This is a genomic window from Rhizobium sp. 05L429, from assembly GCF_056397645.1.
In genome coordinates, this window is record NZ_JBFTNV010000023.1 from 1 (window position 1) to 15,894 (window position 15,894).

General features: G+C 60.3%; 14 protein-coding genes. 8 read left to right on the forward strand and 6 right to left on the reverse strand.

The features are described 5' to 3' along the window. Window positions 1–181: 181 nt before the first annotated feature. Both AC1DNW_RS22260 and AC1DNW_RS22265 read right to left on the reverse strand, forming a co-directional pair. Complete coding sequence (locus AC1DNW_RS22260; RefSeq protein WP_477854401.1) at window positions 182–3,361, reverse strand: efflux RND transporter permease subunit; 3,180 nt, start codon at window positions 3,359–3,361, stop codon at window positions 182–184. Beyond that, window positions 3,358–4,533, reverse strand: coding sequence for an efflux RND transporter periplasmic adaptor subunit (locus AC1DNW_RS22265; RefSeq protein ID WP_113299816.1), 1,176 nt, complete (start codon window positions 4,531–4,533; stop codon window positions 3,358–3,360). The genes AC1DNW_RS22260 and AC1DNW_RS22265 overlap by 4 nt, the downstream gene beginning before the upstream one ends. A 490-nt stretch (window positions 4,534–5,023) precedes the next feature. On the opposite strand from AC1DNW_RS22265, the gene AC1DNW_RS22270 reads away from it, so the two are divergent. From AC1DNW_RS22270 to AC1DNW_RS22280, 3 genes are read left to right on the forward strand one after another with little or no spacing between them, the layout of a single operon-like run. Next, window positions 5,024–5,488 carry a MarR family transcriptional regulator gene (locus AC1DNW_RS22270; RefSeq protein WP_113299815.1) on the forward strand — a complete coding sequence of 155 codons (465 nt, stop codon included), beginning with the start codon at window positions 5,024–5,026 and terminating at the stop codon, window positions 5,486–5,488. Continuing rightward, a complete protein-coding gene (locus AC1DNW_RS22275) occupies window positions 5,481–6,704 on the forward strand; it encodes an HlyD family secretion protein (protein ID WP_113299814.1) in 1,224 nt (407 codons plus the stop codon). Before AC1DNW_RS22270 ends, AC1DNW_RS22275 begins: the two co-directional genes overlap by 8 nt. Window positions 6,705–6,709: 5 nt before the next feature. Further along, on the forward strand, window positions 6,710–8,251 hold the full coding sequence (locus AC1DNW_RS22280; RefSeq protein WP_113311241.1) for a DHA2 family efflux MFS transporter permease subunit: 1,542 nt from the start codon (window positions 6,710–6,712) through the stop codon (window positions 8,249–8,251). A 79-nt stretch (window positions 8,252–8,330) separates the two neighbouring features. Here AC1DNW_RS22280 and AC1DNW_RS22285 read toward each other — a convergent pair whose 3' ends face one another. Next, window positions 8,331–8,945: a DNA-3-methyladenine glycosylase gene (locus AC1DNW_RS22285; RefSeq protein WP_113311242.1), complete on the reverse strand. Its 615-nt coding sequence runs from the start codon at window positions 8,943–8,945 to the stop codon at window positions 8,331–8,333. An 83-nt stretch (window positions 8,946–9,028) separates the two neighbouring features. Here AC1DNW_RS22285 and AC1DNW_RS22290 point away from each other — a divergent pair, with 83 nt between their 5' ends. Continuing rightward, the gene (locus tag AC1DNW_RS22290; RefSeq protein WP_113299811.1) at window positions 9,029–9,349 is read left to right on the forward strand and encodes a hypothetical protein; all 321 of its coding nucleotides are present in this window, start codon (window positions 9,029–9,031) and stop codon (window positions 9,347–9,349) included. A gap of 21 nt (window positions 9,350–9,370) precedes the next feature. On the opposite strand, the gene AC1DNW_RS22295 is transcribed toward AC1DNW_RS22290, so the two are convergent. Both AC1DNW_RS22295 and AC1DNW_RS22300 read right to left on the reverse strand, forming a co-directional pair. Further along, complete coding sequence (locus tag AC1DNW_RS22295; protein WP_113311243.1) at window positions 9,371–9,691, reverse strand: hypothetical protein; 321 nt, start codon at window positions 9,689–9,691, stop codon at window positions 9,371–9,373. 19 nt (window positions 9,692–9,710) lie between these two features. Further along, on the reverse strand, window positions 9,711–10,625 hold the full coding sequence (locus AC1DNW_RS22300) for a LysR family transcriptional regulator (RefSeq protein ID WP_477854402.1): 915 nt from the start codon (window positions 10,623–10,625) through the stop codon (window positions 9,711–9,713). Window positions 10,626–10,746: 121 nt separating this feature from the next. Here AC1DNW_RS22300 and AC1DNW_RS22305 point away from each other — a divergent pair, with 121 nt between their 5' ends. Next, a complete protein-coding gene (locus AC1DNW_RS22305; protein WP_477854403.1) occupies window positions 10,747–11,487 on the forward strand; it encodes an SDR family oxidoreductase in 741 nt (246 codons plus the stop codon). An 81-nt stretch (window positions 11,488–11,568) separates the two neighbouring features. Next, window positions 11,569–12,471 (forward strand): SDR family oxidoreductase, encoded by a 903-nt coding sequence (locus tag AC1DNW_RS22310; RefSeq protein ID WP_113311245.1) that lies wholly within the window; start codon window positions 11,569–11,571, stop codon window positions 12,469–12,471. A gap of 239 nt (window positions 12,472–12,710) precedes the next feature. Here AC1DNW_RS22310 and AC1DNW_RS22315 read toward each other — a convergent pair whose 3' ends face one another. Next, window positions 12,711–13,622 (reverse strand): LysR family transcriptional regulator, encoded by a 912-nt coding sequence (locus AC1DNW_RS22315; protein WP_477854404.1) that lies wholly within the window; start codon window positions 13,620–13,622, stop codon window positions 12,711–12,713. A gap of 164 nt (window positions 13,623–13,786) precedes the next feature. Here AC1DNW_RS22315 and AC1DNW_RS22320 point away from each other — a divergent pair, with 164 nt between their 5' ends. Together AC1DNW_RS22320 and AC1DNW_RS22325 are read left to right on the forward strand one after the other, a co-directional pair. Further along, a complete protein-coding gene (locus AC1DNW_RS22320) occupies window positions 13,787–14,599 on the forward strand; it encodes an alpha/beta hydrolase fold domain-containing protein (protein WP_477854405.1) in 813 nt (270 codons plus the stop codon). A 48-nt stretch (window positions 14,600–14,647) separates the two neighbouring features. Continuing rightward, window positions 14,648–15,838 carry an efflux RND transporter periplasmic adaptor subunit gene (locus AC1DNW_RS22325; RefSeq protein ID WP_477854406.1) on the forward strand — a complete coding sequence of 397 codons (1,191 nt, stop codon included), beginning with the start codon at window positions 14,648–14,650 and terminating at the stop codon, window positions 15,836–15,838. Window positions 15,839–15,894 lie beyond the last annotated feature (56 nt).

Consider the following 15,894-nt stretch of genomic DNA (forward strand, 5'->3'; position numbering starts at 1 on the left):
CTTCTGGCAGGGGCAGGTTCACCTCTTCTCCACCTGAGCCTTCTGGCAGGGGCAGGTTCACCTCTTCTCCACCTGAGCCTTGGAGTATTTCCGTTTTTCTTCGAAACATGAAAATACTCTATCTCTTTGTTTTCACGCAATTCCGGACGCAAAACCGCAATGCACTTTTGCTGGAATTGCTCTAGGCGGCATTTTCCTCAGCATCGGCTTGAGCCGGCACTTCTGCCGGCTTTTTGCGCCAACGGCGCAGCACGACGTAGAAGACCGGCGTCAGGAACAGGCCGAAGATCGTTACACCAAGCATGCCGGAGAACACGGCGGTGCCGAGCGACTGGCGCATTTCAGCACCGGGACCGGTGGCGATGGCTAGCGGCAGTACGCCGAAAATGAAAGCGAAGGCCGTCATCAGGATCGGGCGCAGACGAAGATGGCTTGCCTCGATTGCGGCATCCACGACGCTTTTTCCTTCTTCCTCGGCCTGTCTTGCAAACTCGACGATCAGAATGGCGTTCTTGGCAGCAAGGCCGATCAGCACGATAAGTCCGATCTGCGTCAGGACATTGTTGTCCATTCCCCGGAGCCACACGCCGATCAACGCGGCGAGCACTGCGAGCGGGACAATAAGGATGATCGCCAGAGGCAGGACCCAGCTCTCATATTGTGCCGCAAGCGCAAGGAAGACGAAGATCACCGACAGGGCGAAGATGTAGACGGCGGTATTGCCGGTGTGGGTTTCCTGATAGGCAAGCTCCGTCCATTCGAACGTCGTTCCCGGCGGAAGGATCTGCGCCGCCAGCGCTTCCATCTTCTTGATTGCGTCGCCGGTCGATGTGCCGGGTGTGGGATTACCCTGAAGCGGTACCGAGACATACATGTTGTAGCGCTGGACAAGCGCCGGACCGCTGGAATCCTGGATATCCATCAGGGTGCCAAGCGGAACCAGCGCGCCGGTTGCCGATCGAACCTTCAGCGCGAGGATGTCATCCCTGTCCATGCGATATTGTCGGTCGGCTTGGGCACGAACCTGGTAGACGCGCCCGAACGCATTGAAATCGTTTACGTAAGCGACGCCGAGGTTGATGGAAAGTGCGTTGAAGATATTGGGAATCGGCACGTTGAGGAAACGTGCCTTGTCGCGGTCGATTGCGAGAAAATACTGCGGACTTGCATCCGAGAACGTGGTGAAGACGCCGGTCAGCCCCTCGGTCGTTGCAGCGGCACCCATCATCTGGCGGGCCAGACCAAGGACGCGTGTCATGTCCGCGTTTTCAAGATCCGAAATCTGCATCTTGAAGCCGCCTGAATTTCCGACGCCACGCACGGATGGCGGTGGGATGGCAATGATGAAGGCTTCCTGGATGCTTTGCAGCTTGCCGTAAAGCTCGCCAATGATCTTGTTGGCGGTCTCGCCGCCTTCCTCACGTTCGGCAAAGGATTTGAACGGGACGAAAACGACGCCGGCATTCGAGGCGTTGGTGAAGGTTGCCCCGCTGAAGCCGGCAAACTGCACGGCATTGCCGACACCGGGCACCGTTCGGGCGATATCGCCCACCTGCTTAACGACGGCGTCAGTACGCGCAAGCGATGCGCCGTCCGGAAGCTGGATGACGATGATCGCGTAACCCTGGTCCATGGTGGGGATGAAGCCGGAAGGAACCTTCTGCCCCATATACCAGGTCGCGCCCAGCAGGCAGGCGAAGACGACGAGCGAAGAGGTCAATCCGACCCAGCTGCTGACCAGATGCCGGACGATCCAGGAATAGCCGGAGCTCATTCGATCGAAGCCACGGTTGAAGCCGTTTGCAAGACCGCTTCCCAGCTGGGAGAAGATATTCTTGCGCTTGCTCTCATGATCATGGGTTTTGAGCAAAATGCCTGCGAGCGCAGGCGAAAGGGTCAGTGAATTCAATGCGGAAATTGCCGTCGTGACCGATATCGTCACTGCAAACTGCTTGTAGAACTGGCCGGAAATGCCTGGGATGAACGCCGTCGGCACGAACACCGCGATTAACACCAGCGAGATGGCGACGACCGCGGTTCCGACTTCGTCCATCGTGACATGCGCGGCCTGTTTCGGGGTCATGCCCCGCGCCAGGTTTCTCTCGACATTTTCCACCACCACGATCGCATCGTCGACGACGATACCAATCGCCAGCACGAGACCGAACAAGGTGAGCATGTTGAGCGAAAAGCCGAAGGCGAGCAGCACGGCGAAGGTGCCGATCAGCGATACGGGGATGGCGATGATCGGAATGAGGGCAGTTCGCCAGGATTGCAGGAAGACGAGGACGACGATCGCCACGAGAATCGCCGCCTCGGCTATGGTCCTGTAGACCTCATTGATCGAATCCGAGATGAATTCGGTCGTATCATAGACGATGCGGTACTCCAGACCCTGCGGGAAATTCTGCGACAGGTCCTTCATGATCCCCTGGATCTGATGGGCCGTATCCAGCGCATTGGTTCCAGKCCGGGCGAAGATGCCGAGCGCGACTGCGGGGTCATTGTTGAGATAGCTGTTGGTGACGTAGTCCTGCGCGCCAAGCTCGATGCGAGCGACATCCTGCAAGCTCACAAGCCGGCCGGTGGTCGTCGATTTCACGATGACATAGCGGAATTGGCGCACGTCCGAGAAGCGTCCGTCCGTTCGCACCGTATATTCGAAGGCATTCTTACCGGTAACAGGTGGGGCGCCGATCTTGCCGCCCGATACCTGGACGTTCTGGTCTCTCAGCGCGGCAACGACGTCATCCGAAGTCATGCCGTAGGCGGAGAGCTTTTCCGGATCCAGCCAGATTCGCATCGAATACTGGCGCTCGCCGAAAAGCTGCACGTCGCCGACGCCATCAAGGCGCACGAGAGTGTCGCGAATGCGGTTGCGGGCGTAGTTCGAGACATAGAGCTGGTCATAGCGGTGCGAGGGCGACAGCAGATGCACCACCATCATCAGGTCAGGCGAACTTTTATCGGTGGTCACGCCGAGCCGCTGGACTTCCTCGGGAAGGCGGGGCAGGKCGATGGAAACGCGGTTCTGGACAAGAACCTGGACCTTGTCGAGATCGGTGCCGAGCTTGAAGGTGATCGTCAGCGACATGGCGCCATCGGCGCTGGAGTAGGAAGACATATAGAGCATGTCTTCGACGCCGTTGATCTGCTGTTCGAGCGGGGTCGAAACCGTATCGGCGATCGTCTGCGGATCGGCGCCCGGATAGGAGGTGCGCACGACGATGGTCGGCGGCGCGATCTCCGGATATTGGGAGACCGGCAGCTGCGTATAGGCGATGCTGCCGACGACGAGGAGAACGATCGAGATGACGGCCGCGAAAATCGGCCGGTCTACGAAGAAATGAGCAAATCTCATTGTCCGCTCTCCGCACCAGCGGTTTCCGGCGGAGCGTCCGTCCGCTCCTTCGGCAGTTCGGTCATCTGAGGCGTGACCTTTGCGCCGGGCCGGGCGCGTATCAGGCCGTTGACGACGATCGTCTCGGTGCCGTCGAGGCCTTCACGGATGACGCGGTAGCCGTAGAGCCGGGGACCGGGCCTCACGGGCTTGGTCGAAACCGTGCCATCTGCGCCGACGACGTAAACGACGCGCTCATTCTGGTCCGAGCCGATGGCTTCGTCGGGGACGAGAATGGCCTGATAGGTGTTGGAGGCTTCGACCTGGATGCGGCCGAAGAGGCCGGGCTGAAGGACGAGATCGGGATTGGGAAAGCGGGCACGCAGACGAATCGTGCCGCTCTCATTGTCGATCCGGTTCTCGGCGAAATCGAGTTTCCCCTTGAAAGGTTTGGCATTGGGATCCGAGATGGTGACCATGACATCAAGGCCGCCGCCGCCCTGCTGGAGATCCTTGCCCAGCTTGCGTGCCGTATCGGCGAAATTCAGCAGGCGGCGTTCGTCGACGTCGAAATAGAAATCGATCGGGTCGAGTGAAACGATCGTCGTGAGCACGGTCTGGTCGGTCTGCACGAGGTTGCCGGCGGAGATCAGGCGGCGATCGATACGGCCGCTGAGCGGCGCGGTGATCTCGGTATATTCCATGTCGAGCGTAGCACGATCGGATGCAGCCTGTGCGCCGCGGACATTGGCCTGGGCGGAATCGAATTCGCGGCGGCGATCGTCCAGCGTCTGCGCCGACTGGCTGCCGCTCGAAGCAAGCGACTGGGCGCGCTTATATTGCGCATCGGCAAAGACCAGAGCCGATTTCGACGCTTCCAGCGCGGCGTTGGCTTGATTGAGCGCGGTTACGAAGGGTCGCTGATCGATGACGAAGAGCCGGTCGCCTTGTTTCACCAGAGCGCCGTCGGTGAAGTCGATTTCCTGAAGGTAGCCACCGACACGCGAACGGACGGAGACCTCATCGACCGGTTCAAAACGGCCGATGAACTCATCATTGTCGACCACGTCGCGCATGACGGGCTTGGCAACGGTGACGGGCGGGGGAGCGGCCGCCTGCTGCGCCTGAGCGATGAGCGGCAGGAAGGCCGCAAAGCAGCCGAGCGCCAATGTCTGTCGAAGCGAATTAGCCATGCCAGTCCCCCGTTGCGGGCGGCATATCGCAGCCGCCTGAACCTATGCTTGAATGCGCTGTCCATGCCTGCTGTGGAGACGAAAGCACCGAGCCTTCGTCCTAAGTCCGAACTTACCCATGTGCGGCTGCCGTAAGATGACAGGTGCAAGTCAGCACCCCGAAAACAACCGGAGGGAGAGATCTGCTTCTCCGTAACCCTCTGAAGAGAGACTATAAACGGGAGAATCAAAAAATTGCAAATGCCAATTGATTGAACYGGTTTGGGTTTCCAGGCATCAGCTTTCACCGGAGCTTGCTTCCGGGTGTTGGTCAAGCAAACCTCCGATCACCTTTCAATCTTTCAAAAGCCATATCGAAAGCTCTGCTTATCGTGGGCTGCGGCATTTTGGCCGCAGATGCGGAATCTTGCGGGTGCATCCTTGTGCAACGCCCGTGCTCAATATATCTACCGATATCATAAGGATGCTTATTACTTACCGGCGAAGGTATATGACCAACAATCCAACACTCGGTTTTCTTCTGCACGACGTTGCCCGCCTGCTTCGCAAGCGGTTCGAGCAGCGCGCAAAGGACCTTGGGCTGACGCGGTCTCAGTGGCAGACGCTTGCCTATCTCGCCAACAATGAGGGCATCCATCAGAGCGGGCTTGCCGAAATCCTCGAAATCGAGCCGATTACGCTGGTCCGCATCCTCGACAAGCTTGCCGAGCGCGGTCTGGTCGAACGCCGTCAGCATCCCACGGACCGGCGTATCTGGCTGCTTTACATGCGTGAGGAAGCTCATCCGATTCTCGCCGAAATGCGTGAGATCGGCGACGTGACGCGCGGCGAAGCGTTGGAAAGCGTCACGCCCGAACAGCGCGAGCAGCTTTTCCACACCCTATCCATAATGAAGACGAACCTGGTGCAGGCGTGCCGGTCTCCGGTCGCCGATAATGAGACGAAACATGGCTGACCAATCCCCCCTGCGTGTCGTGTCCGACGCGAACGCCAAGAACCCTGTCGAAGAAAAAGAAATTCCCCAACAACCGGAAACGGTGGCTGAGGCGCCTTCATCCAATTCAGCGCCCGCGGCTGCCGCGGTGGCTGCGCCTGGCGGCAACAAGGTCCGCCGCCGGCGCAGCTTCACCCGACCCGTCCTCTTTGCCCTACTGCCTGTGGCGCTCGCCGTCGGTGGCTACTACTATGTCAATGGCGGTCAGATCATGTCGACCGACAACGCCTATCTCCAGGCGGACATGGTGGGCATCACGACCGATGTTTCCGGCCTTGTCGAGCAAATCAACGTGCATGAGAACGAGCAGGTCAAGGCCGGTCAGGTGCTCTTCAGCCTGCGACCGGATTCCTTCAAGATCGCGCTCGATGGCGACAAGGCGCAGCTTGGAGCGCAGCGCAATCAGATCATGAACCTCAAGGCCAGCTACCAGCAGTCGCTTGCCGAGATCACGCAGGCGCAAGCCGATCTGCCCTATTATCAGGATCAGTTCGACCGGCAGCAAAATCTCGTCAACAATGGCAGCGCGACGCAGTCGGCCTATGATGAAGCCAAGCACAATCTCGAGGCCGCGCAGCAGAAGGTTTCCGTCGCCAAGGCGGAAGCCGCAACGACGCTTGCCCAGCTCGGCGGCAATGCCGACCAGCCGGTCGAGGAAAATCCGCTTTACCTGCAGGCCAAGTCTCAGGTCGACAACGCCCAGCGCGAGCTGGACCACAGCGTCGTCAAGGCGCCTTTCGACGGTATCGTCACCAACGTGAACGCGCTGCAGGTCGGCTCCTACCTCCAGGCTTCGCAGCAGGCCTTCTCACTGGTTTCGACCTCGCATCTATGGATCGCCGCAAGCCCGAAGGAAACCGAGCTCACTTACGTCAAGCCCGGCCAGTCGGTCGATATCTACGTCGATACCTATCCGGGCGTGATGTGGAAGGGGAAGGTCGAGAGCATCAGCCCGGCGTCGGGCTCCTCCTTCTCGCTGCTGCCGGCACAGAATACGACCGGCAACTGGGTAAAGGTCGTGCAGCGCATCCCGATGCGCGTCAGCATCGACGATTCTCAGGGCAAGCCGCCGCTCCGCGTCGGCATGAGCACAGTCGTCGACGTCGATACCGGCCATGCGCGCGGCCTGCCTGATTTCGTCAACAACCTTCTGGGCCACGGCAAGAGCCCCGAGTAACGGCCATGAGTACTGCTCCTGCATCACCGGCAACCCCGGTTGCCAATCGCGGCGCGATCACGGCCTGCGTCATCCTGGCCGTCATCATGCAGGCGCTGGATACGACGATCGCCAACGTGGCGCTGCCCTATATCCAGGGCAGTGTTTCGGCTTCCGCCGACCAGATCAACTGGGTTTTGACCTCCTACATCGTCGCGGCCGCGATCATGACGCCGCCGTCGGGTTTCCTTGCTGCCAAGTTCGGCCGCAAGCGCGTGCTGCTGACTGCGATCGTCGGTTTCGTCATCGCCTCGATCCTTTGCGGTCTGGCGCAGTCGCTGCCACAGATTGTCGCCTTCCGCCTGCTGCAGGGCCTGTTCGGCGCTTCGCTGGTCCCACTTTCCCAAGGCATCCTTCTCGACATCTATACAGTCGAGGAGCGCGGCTCGGCCATGGCCCTCTTCGGCGTCTCGGTCATGGTCGGGCCGGTTCTGGGTCCTGTCATCGGCGGCTGGCTGACGGACAATATCAGCTGGCGCTGGGTCTTTTACATCAACATTCCGATCGGCGCGCTCGCCTTTGCCGGCATTGTCATTTTCGTCTCGGAGACGAAGAGGGATGTGCTCGCCAAGCTGGACTGGTTCGGCTTCGGGATGATGAGCCTGTTCATCGCCTCGCTGCAGCTTTTTCTCGACCGCGGCGAACAGCTCGACTGGTTCTCCTCCGGGGAGATCGTGGTCGAGGCGATCATCTGTGCTGCCGCCTTCTACCTGCTCCTGGTGCACACGCTGACGGCGGAAAAATCCTTCGTCAATCCGCGGCTGTTCCTCGACCAGAATTTCACCGTCAGCATGATCTTCATCTTCGTGATCGGCATCACCTATCTCGCCTCGTTGGCGCTGATGACGCCCTATCTGCAGACATTGATGGGCTATCCGGTCATCACCGCGGGCATCGTTATGGGACCGCGGGGCCTCGGTACCATGCTCTGCATGTTCATCGTCGGTCGGCTGATCGGCAAGGTAGATACGCGCTGGCTGCTGCTGCTCGGCCTCGGCCTGACGGCCTGGGCGATGTACGACATGACCGGCTGGACGCCTGACGTCTCGCAGTGGACGATCGTGTCGGTCGGCTTCATCCAAGGGGCGGGCCTCGGCTTCCTCTTCGTGCCGCTGACGACGATCGCCTTTGCGACGCTGCCGGCCCAGATGCGCGGCGACGGAACCGGCCTCTACAATCTGTCGCGAAACATCGGCTCCTCGGTCGGCATCTCCATCGTCGCGGCGCTGATCGTCGAGAATACGCAGAGCAATCATGAGTCGATCGCCGCCTATGTGACGCCGTTCAACCACGCTTTCAATGCCACGGCGGCACAAGGCCTCAGCCCACTGACGGCGGTCGGCCGCGCGGCGCTCAACGACGTCATCACGCTGCAGTCGACCATCATCGCCTATATGGATGACTTCAAACTGCTGATGCTGATGTCGCTTGCCGTCATGCCGCTGGTGCTGCTGCTGCGCAAGCCGAGGGCCGCGCCGGCAATCGACCACAGTGCCGTCATGGAATGAGTTTGCACGCCTTCGTCCAGAGCTCTCGGTTTCACGCAATTCCGGACGCAAAACCGCTGCAAACTTTGCTGCAATTGCTCTAACGAAACGGCTTGCTCAGATATCGCGATCCCTGAATGCCGAAGCGCCACGGTGCTTCGGCATTTTTCGTTATGCCGATACGTTTGCCGGAGACGATGGGGACGGGCGCAGACGGTGAGATCGCGTAGGGCGGATGGTCGAGCATCCGGTCGTTGATGGTTATGTCGACATCAAGCGCCTGGCAGAGCTTGCCGGGGCCGCTGCAGAGCTGGGTCAGGACATCGGTCCCACGTCGCTCGATCATCCCGAACAGGCCGATTTCCGGCTCCAGCGCGCGGATAAGCACTGCCGAACCCGGTGTGCAGACGAAGTTCAGGCACCAATACATGCCGTAGATGCGGTAGATATAGACGTTGCCGGGATGGCCATACATGGCGCCGTTGCGCTTCGTCGGGCCGCGGAAACTGTGAGAGGCTTCGTCGTCTGGATAATAGGCCTCCGTCTCGGTGATCCGCCCGCCCGTATCGTTGACCGTGAGGTGGCAGCCGAGCAGGTCGCGGGCGACCTCGATCGCATCGCGTTCGAAGAAATGGCGCAGGCTCTCCCCGGCAAGCGGGCCGGCGCCGATCGTGCCGTCAATCATTTCTGTCGTCATGGGAATTGCCGATATCATCCCCTTTGCCGATCCGCCACCCGGAACAATGGTTCGCCGGCCGGCGTTTCGGATGCAAGCCAACAATAGCAAGGAGATGGAACATGGACGGTCTCAAGCTTTATCGGCTGGTGCCGGCCGCTGCCCCTGATGACCCCCACTGGGATCTCGCACCTTCCCACGGAGAGGTCGTCGTCGCCGCGCTGACGTCCGGCGATGCACGTGTCGTGGCGGCGGAGGCTGAGCTCGATTTTCTGGAAATCGACGGTTCGCCGGCAGAGGACAAGTCGACGAAGATGGCGAGCGCCTTTCGCAACGAGAAACTCTACACCGTTATCGAGGAAGCGCCGAGCACCGACATCACCGAGCGCGGCGTCGTGCGCGGCCAGGTCCGGGTCGACAATATCATCTCGACACAGGTCTGACCGAGGACAGCCTCTTGATGCTCACATCTTGTGACCGGCCTTCGGGTCGCGCATCGGGATGGAGGAAACGGTGACGGAAACAGGATCGCTTGCGGGAAACGAGTCCTCGAGACCTTCCTGGAGTTCTTCTTCGAGCAATGCCGCATCCTTGTTGCGGGCGCCGTCGCCGTGAGCAGGCTCGAATGCGGAGGTGAGAAGTGCCTTCGCCCTTGCGATAGCATTGTCATGTGTGAGATCGGAGGCATTGCGCAGTGTGACTGCGATCCTGTCCTCCCCCTCGCCACCGAATTCGACGACGAAGCCCTCATCCGTCTGGTAGACGATGATATCGCTAACTGCCATATTTCTTTCTCCGAAAATGCTAATATGAGTGAACCGCGTTTTCGGGGTTTTGTCGAGCGAAGACCTTGACCAGCCAGTCGATGAAGACGCGTACGCGCGGCGAAAGCTGGCGATTGCGCGGGTAGAGCAGCGAGACCGGTGTCTGCGTGGGCGGAAAATCGGCGAGCACCTCAACAAGAGTGTCGGCGGCAAGATCCTGTTCGGCGTGGTAGCGCGGGATCTGGATCATGCCGAGGCCCATGCGGGCAGCGGAAATGTAGCTTTCCGCGGCATTGACGGTCACAGTCGCGGGAATGCTGATATTGCGGACACTGCCGTTGACGATGAATTCCAGGGGCAGCGGGCCTGCGCTGCCGGATGCGCGGAAGCCGACCATGCGGTGCGCGTCCAGCCTGTCGGGATGGTCGGGCGTGCCGAAAGCGGCGATATAGGACGGTGAGGCGAGGGTGACCTCGTCGAGCATGGCGACGCGACGCGCAACCATGTCGCTGTCCTGCGGAGTGCCGACGCGCAGCACACAGTCGATGCCTTCGCGCACCAGATCCACCAGCCGGTCACCCTCACTCATGTAAAATTCGATGTCTGGATAGGTTTCCAGAAAGGAGGGCAGGCTCGGCAACACGAAATGCCTTGCAAGCGTGCCGTGGACGTCGACCCGCAGCAGGCCTTTCGGCTTGGCGCCGGCGAAGKCGCCTTCGGCATCTTCGATATCGGCGAGGATCGACAGGCAGCGTTGGTAATAGGCTTCGCCGTCGAGCGTCGGGCTAACGTGGCGCGTGGTGCGCTGAAGCAGGCGCGCGCCGAGGCGGGCCTCCAACTGCTTGACCGCATCCGTCACCGTCGAGCGCGGCAGGCCGGTATCTTCGGCCGCAAGCGTGAAGCTGCGGCGCTCCACGACGCGGGAGAAAACCCGCATGGCATCGAATCTGTCCATTTTATTTGTTCGTATTTCCCGGATAGTGATGCCGAATAATGGCTGATTATCCGTGCGATAGAAAGGGGCATCTTCTTCTCATCGAAGGGGCGCTGCGGCGCCGAAGCAAAGGAAAAGAAAAATGTCTGCCAATCAAAACAAGGTCGCTCTCGTTGCCGGCGCTTCCCGCGGCATCGGAGCTTCGATCGCTGAACGTCTCGCAAAGGACGGTTTTACCGTCGTCATCAACTACTCGGGCAATGCAGCTCTTGCTGAAGAACTGGCCCAGAAGATCGAAAAGGCCGGCGGCAAGGCGCTGACGGCACAGGCCGACGTCGCCGATGCGGACGCGGTGCGCCGCATGTTCGATGCCGCAGAGGCCGCTTTCGGCGGTGTCGACGTGCTCGTCAACAATGCCGGCATCATGCTGCTTTCCCGTCTTGCCGATGTCGATGACGCCACGTTCGACCGCCAGATCAGCGTCAACCTCAAGGGCACGTTCAACACCCTGCGCGAGGCCGCCAAGCGCCTGCGTGACGGTGGCCGGGTCATCAACTTCTCGAGCTCGGTCGTCGGGCTGAAGCCGGAGACCTACAGCGTCTACGCCGCTACGAAGGCGGCCGTCGAAACGATGAGCGCCATCCTTTCCAAGGAGATGCGCGGCCGCCAGATCACCGTCAATTCGGTCGCTCCCGGCCCGACAGGCACTGATCTCTTCCTCAACGGCAAGTCCGACGAGCTGATCGACCGCCTTGCAAAGGCAAACCCGCTCGAACGTCTCGGTACGCCAGAGGATATCGCTGCTGTCGTTGCCTTCCTCGCCGGGCCCGATGGCGCCTGGGTCAACGGTCAGGTGCTGCGCGCCAATGGCGGCATGGTCTGAGACAGGTTTCGTGGCGGCGCGCCGCCACGCTCTTCCCCGTATTCTTTCAAGCAACCCAATTCTTCCAGAAGGAACAGGATCATGAGCAAGCAAGTCATCGTCATCACCGGCGCTTCCAGTGGTTTCGGCGCCCTTACTGCCCGCGCGCTCGCCAAGGCCGGCTACACTGTCTATGCCTCGATGCGCGAAACCGAAGGCCGCAACAGGCCGCAGGTCGAGGCAGTCGAAGCCTTCTCGAAGGAAAACGGCGTAGAACTGAAAGCCGTCGAACTGGATGTCACCTCCAATGCCTCCGTCGAAGCCGGCGTCGCCAGGGTGATCGCTGCCGAAGGCCATATCGATACGATCATCCACAATGCCGGCCATATGTCCTTCGGCCCGGCCGAAGCCTTCACGCCGGAGCAATATGCCGAGCTTTTCGATATCAACGTGCTGTCGACCCAGCGGGTGAACCGCGCTGTGCTTCCGCACCTGCGCAAGCAGGGCAAAGGCCTGGTTGTCTGGGTTTCCTCCTCGAGCACCCGCGGCGGCACGCCTCCGTACCTTGCTCCCTATTTCGCAGCCAAGGCGGCGATGGACTCGCTTGCCGTCTCCTATGCGAGTGAACTGACCCGCTGGGGCATCGAAACGGCAATCATCGTTCCCGGCGCCTTCACCAAGGGCACGAACCACTTCGCCCATTCCGGCTCGCCGGCCGATAAGGCTCGCGCCGCCGAATATGACGACGGTCCCTACAAAGGGCTGCCGGAACAGGCGCTGAATGGCCTCGCCTCTCTCGAACCTGCCGATGCGGATGCCGACTCCGTCGCGACCGCCATCGTCGATGTGGTGAATATGCCCTTCGGCAAGCGGCCGTTCCGCACCCATATCGATCCAACGGAAGACGGTGCGGAGATCGTCAATGGCGTCGCCGATCGTGTCCGTGCGGAACTCTTCCGCCGCATCGGCATCGAGGATCTGCTGAAGCCTGCTATCAAGAGATAACCGGCTGTCGCAAAGTTGTGAACGATCTCTTGGGCGCTGCCCCTTACTATCCGGCTAAGCGCACCTATATCAGCTTAGACGGAGGTGGACGGCAGATTGCCGCCAGCCTCCTGACCTCCACTCCAGGGCCTGCCGCGCCTTCCCTGCGCGCGACAGGCCTTCAGTTTCAGACATCAGATCAAGGCCCGTGATGGTTATCCCTCCCATCACGGGCCGCTTTCTTTTTGTGGGTGAGTTTTTCAACGGGCGTTGAGATTCGCATCCGCCAGCAGTTTCACCAGCCAGTCGACGAAGACGCGGACCTTGTTGCTGAGGTGCCGGTTCGGCGGATAGACGACGTAGAKCGGCAGCGACTCGCGGGTCCATTCCGTCAAGGTTTGAACCAGTTCGCCGTTTGCGAGCGGTCCACGCGCCATGAAGATCGGGATCTGGGCGAGGCCGAGGCCGGCGAGTGCCGCTGTCATGTAGGTGCGGCTGTCGTTGACGGAGACGATGTATCGCGGATTTACCTCGACAACCTCATTGTCCTTGCGAAACTCGAAAGGCACCGTGCGATTGTTCTGAGCTCGGAAATAATTGACGGAATAATGTTCCGTTTCAAGTTCTTCCGGCCGCTGTGGCAGTCCGAATTTCTCGACGTAGAGGGGTGCGACACAGGTGATCATTTCGATCTCCGAAACGCGTCTTGCAATCAGCGACTGGTCGGCGGGCGTACCGGCACGCAGCGCGCAGTCGACGTTTTCGGCGAGATAGTCGACGGTGCGGTCGCCGACGCCGAGGTCGATGCGGATATCGGGATAACGCAGGTAGAAATCGCAAAGCGCTGGCACGATGATGGAGTCGGCAAAGGCGCCGGCCATCTCTACCCGCAACCGTCCCGTCGGCAGGCTTTGGGAATTTGAAAGACTGCCGTCCAGTTCCTCCAGTTCGGAAATGATCTGTGCGGCGCGTTCATAATAGAGGGCACCGTCCGTCGTCACCATGACCCGGCGCGTTGTGCGGTTGAGGAGCTTGGTGCGCAGATGCGCTTCCAGGCCCTGAATGAGATTGGTCACCGTCGCCTTGGGCATGGCGAGCATGTCGGCGGCGCGGGTGAAATTGCCCGTCTCCACCACGCGGATGAAGACGCGCATTGCCGAGAGCTGATCCATCGGTTCAATTCCGCAGTTTGCGTTGCAACATTGTTCGGGATTTGGAATAGTGTTATCGCGATATCGCTTCTTATTCCCCGATTTGAATAACAATATCTTTTTAGTTCAAAATGCAAGAGGCGGGCGTTGTCCGTCCATCGCTAAGCAGCGAAGAGATAGAGACGATGGTGCCCGAGATCAAAGACATGGTGCTGGAAAAGGTKGCCGCAGGCCCCGTTTCTGCGCGCGTCTATATGGGCGCTGATTTTGGCAAGGGTCCGCCGATCRTGCTCTACCTGCATGGCGGGGCATTTCTCGATAGCGATCCGAAGGCCGACCGCCCGATCGCAAGCAGCCTCGCCAAGGCAGGCGCGATCGTTGTTTGCGCAGATTACAGCACGCTTTCGGGCAATGTCTTTCCGAAGGCGCTCGAAGTTTCCTTCTCGATCTTTTCCTATCTCGCCCTCAAGAAGGCCGGCCTCGGCGACCGCAAGTCGCTGCTTTTCGTCGCCGGCGAAGAGGCGGGTGGCAATGTCGCTGCCGGTGTTGCGCTCAAGGCGCGTGACCAGATGCCGGATGCGCTCGACGGCCAGATCCTGCTTTCTCCGCTTCTCGATCCTTTTATGGGTACGTCCTCGATCCGCAAGGCGGAAAAGATCGGCATGCGCCAGCGCTGGACGGAAGGCTGGAGCCATTATTTGAGCGGCGGCGGCTGCCACCCTTATGCTGCGCCTTGCCTGTGTTCGCGTATATCAGGTGTTGCACCGGCACTGATTTTTACGGCGGAGGACGATCCGCTGCACGACGAAACCATCGGTTACGCCGCTCGCCTGAAGAAGGCAGGCGTTGGTGTGCGCCAGCATGTTCTTCCCGCCGGGACAGGTTGGCCATCCATTTACGGCGGGAAATCTGAGGGAACTCCCACGTGGCAGGGCAACGTCAGCCGCCATTTCGGAGATTTCCTTCAGGACGTGAGCGTTGAGCCACAATTGCATTGAAGACGAACTGATTTTTTACGGCCATTCAGGGCCGCAAGGAGAGTACCAATGACGTCCAGAAATAAGCGCTGGGCCCTAGTGGGCGCCGGTCTGGGTGTTGCTGCGTCCGTTTCGGCCGCTGCCATCTTTTTCGAATTGCCGATGAGTGCAACCGCCACGGCCGCCTCCGAACCTGCGCAGGMTCCCGCCGTGCCGGTGACGGTTGCCGTCGTCGCCAGCAGTGATGTGACGAACTGGGAGAATTTCTCCGGTCGTCTGGAAGCCATCGACCGTGTGCAGATCCGTCCCCGCGTCGGGGGCGCCATTCAATCAGTGCATTTCCGTGAGGGCGCTTTGGTCAAGCAGGGCGATCTGCTTTTCGCCATCGATCCTGCTCCCTATCAGGCGGCCGTCTCCCAAGCGCAGGGTCAGGTCGCTTCGGCCGAAGCCAAGGTCAGCCTGGCGCAGACGGAACTCGACCGCGGCCACCGTCTTTCAGATAACCGGACGATTTCGCAGAGCGACCTCGACCAACGCCAGAGCACGCTAGCTGAAGCCCAGGCAAGCCTGCGTTCGGCACAGGCGGCTCTCCAGTCCGCGCAGCTCGATCTCGATTATACGCAGGTTCAAGCGCCGGTTTCCGGCCGTATCGGCAAGATCGAGGTCACGGTCGGCAATATTGTCGCGGCCGGCTCGGCTTCTCCTGAGCTGACGACGCTTGTCTCTGTCGATCCGATCTATGCAAGCTTCAATGCGAGCGAAGAGATGGTCACGAAGGCGCTCTCCGAGCTTCCGGAAACCGGCGCGGCACTGCAGGCCGTCGAGCAGATCCCGGTCGAGATCGGCACGCTTGCCGATGACGGGACGCCGATCAAGGGCAAGCTGCAGCTCGTCGATAACGAAGTCGACGCCGCAAGCGGTACCATTGCAGTGCGGGCAGTCTTCGACAATCCCGGCGGCAGGCTGATCCCCGGCCAGTTCGTACGGGTGCGCATGGGCCAGCCGAAGGCCGAGAACAAGATCGTCATCAATGACCGCGCCGTCGGTACCGACCAGGACAAGAAGTTCGTCTTCGTCGTCGACGGTGAGAACAAGGTCAGTTACCGGCAGATCAAGCTCGGTTCGCTGTTCGACGGTCAGCGCGTGGTTGAAGACGGCCTTGCGGTCGGCGACAAGATCGTCGTCAACGGCCTGCAGCGTATCCGTCCGGGTGCAGTCGTTGCGCCTCAGATGGAAGAGAAAGTCGCGACCGCTCAGTAAGATCTGAGCCTCCTTCCCTCGGGGAGGAGGCCGCTACCCTAAAAGACATGACCTGC

What these genes read in the sequence shown, in the direction of transcription:
- AC1DNW_RS22285 (WP_113311242.1), bottom strand. Translation starts at nt 8,945, where the DNA reads ATGATATCGGCAATTCCCATGACGACAGAAATGATTGACGGCACGATC.
- AC1DNW_RS22290 (WP_113299811.1), top strand. Translation starts at nt 9,029, where the DNA reads ATGGACGGTCTCAAGCTTTATCGGCTGGTGCCGGCCGCTGCCCCTGAT.
- AC1DNW_RS22270 (WP_113299815.1), top strand. Translation starts at nt 5,024, where the DNA reads ATGACCAACAATCCAACACTCGGTTTTCTTCTGCACGACGTTGCCCGC.
- AC1DNW_RS22265 (WP_113299816.1), bottom strand. Translation starts at nt 4,533, where the DNA reads ATGGCTAATTCGCTTCGACAGACATTGGCGCTCGGCTGCTTTGCGGCC.
- AC1DNW_RS22310 (WP_113311245.1), top strand. Translation starts at nt 11,569, where the DNA reads ATGAGCAAGCAAGTCATCGTCATCACCGGCGCTTCCAGTGGTTTCGGC.
- AC1DNW_RS22280 (WP_113311241.1), top strand. Translation starts at nt 6,710, where the DNA reads ATGAGTACTGCTCCTGCATCACCGGCAACCCCGGTTGCCAATCGCGGC.
- AC1DNW_RS22305 (WP_477854403.1), top strand. Translation starts at nt 10,747, where the DNA reads ATGTCTGCCAATCAAAACAAGGTCGCTCTCGTTGCCGGCGCTTCCCGC.
- AC1DNW_RS22295 (WP_113311243.1), bottom strand. Translation starts at nt 9,691, where the DNA reads ATGGCAGTTAGCGATATCATCGTCTACCAGACGGATGAGGGCTTCGTC.
- AC1DNW_RS22275 (WP_113299814.1), top strand. Translation starts at nt 5,481, where the DNA reads ATGGCTGACCAATCCCCCCTGCGTGTCGTGTCCGACGCGAACGCCAAG.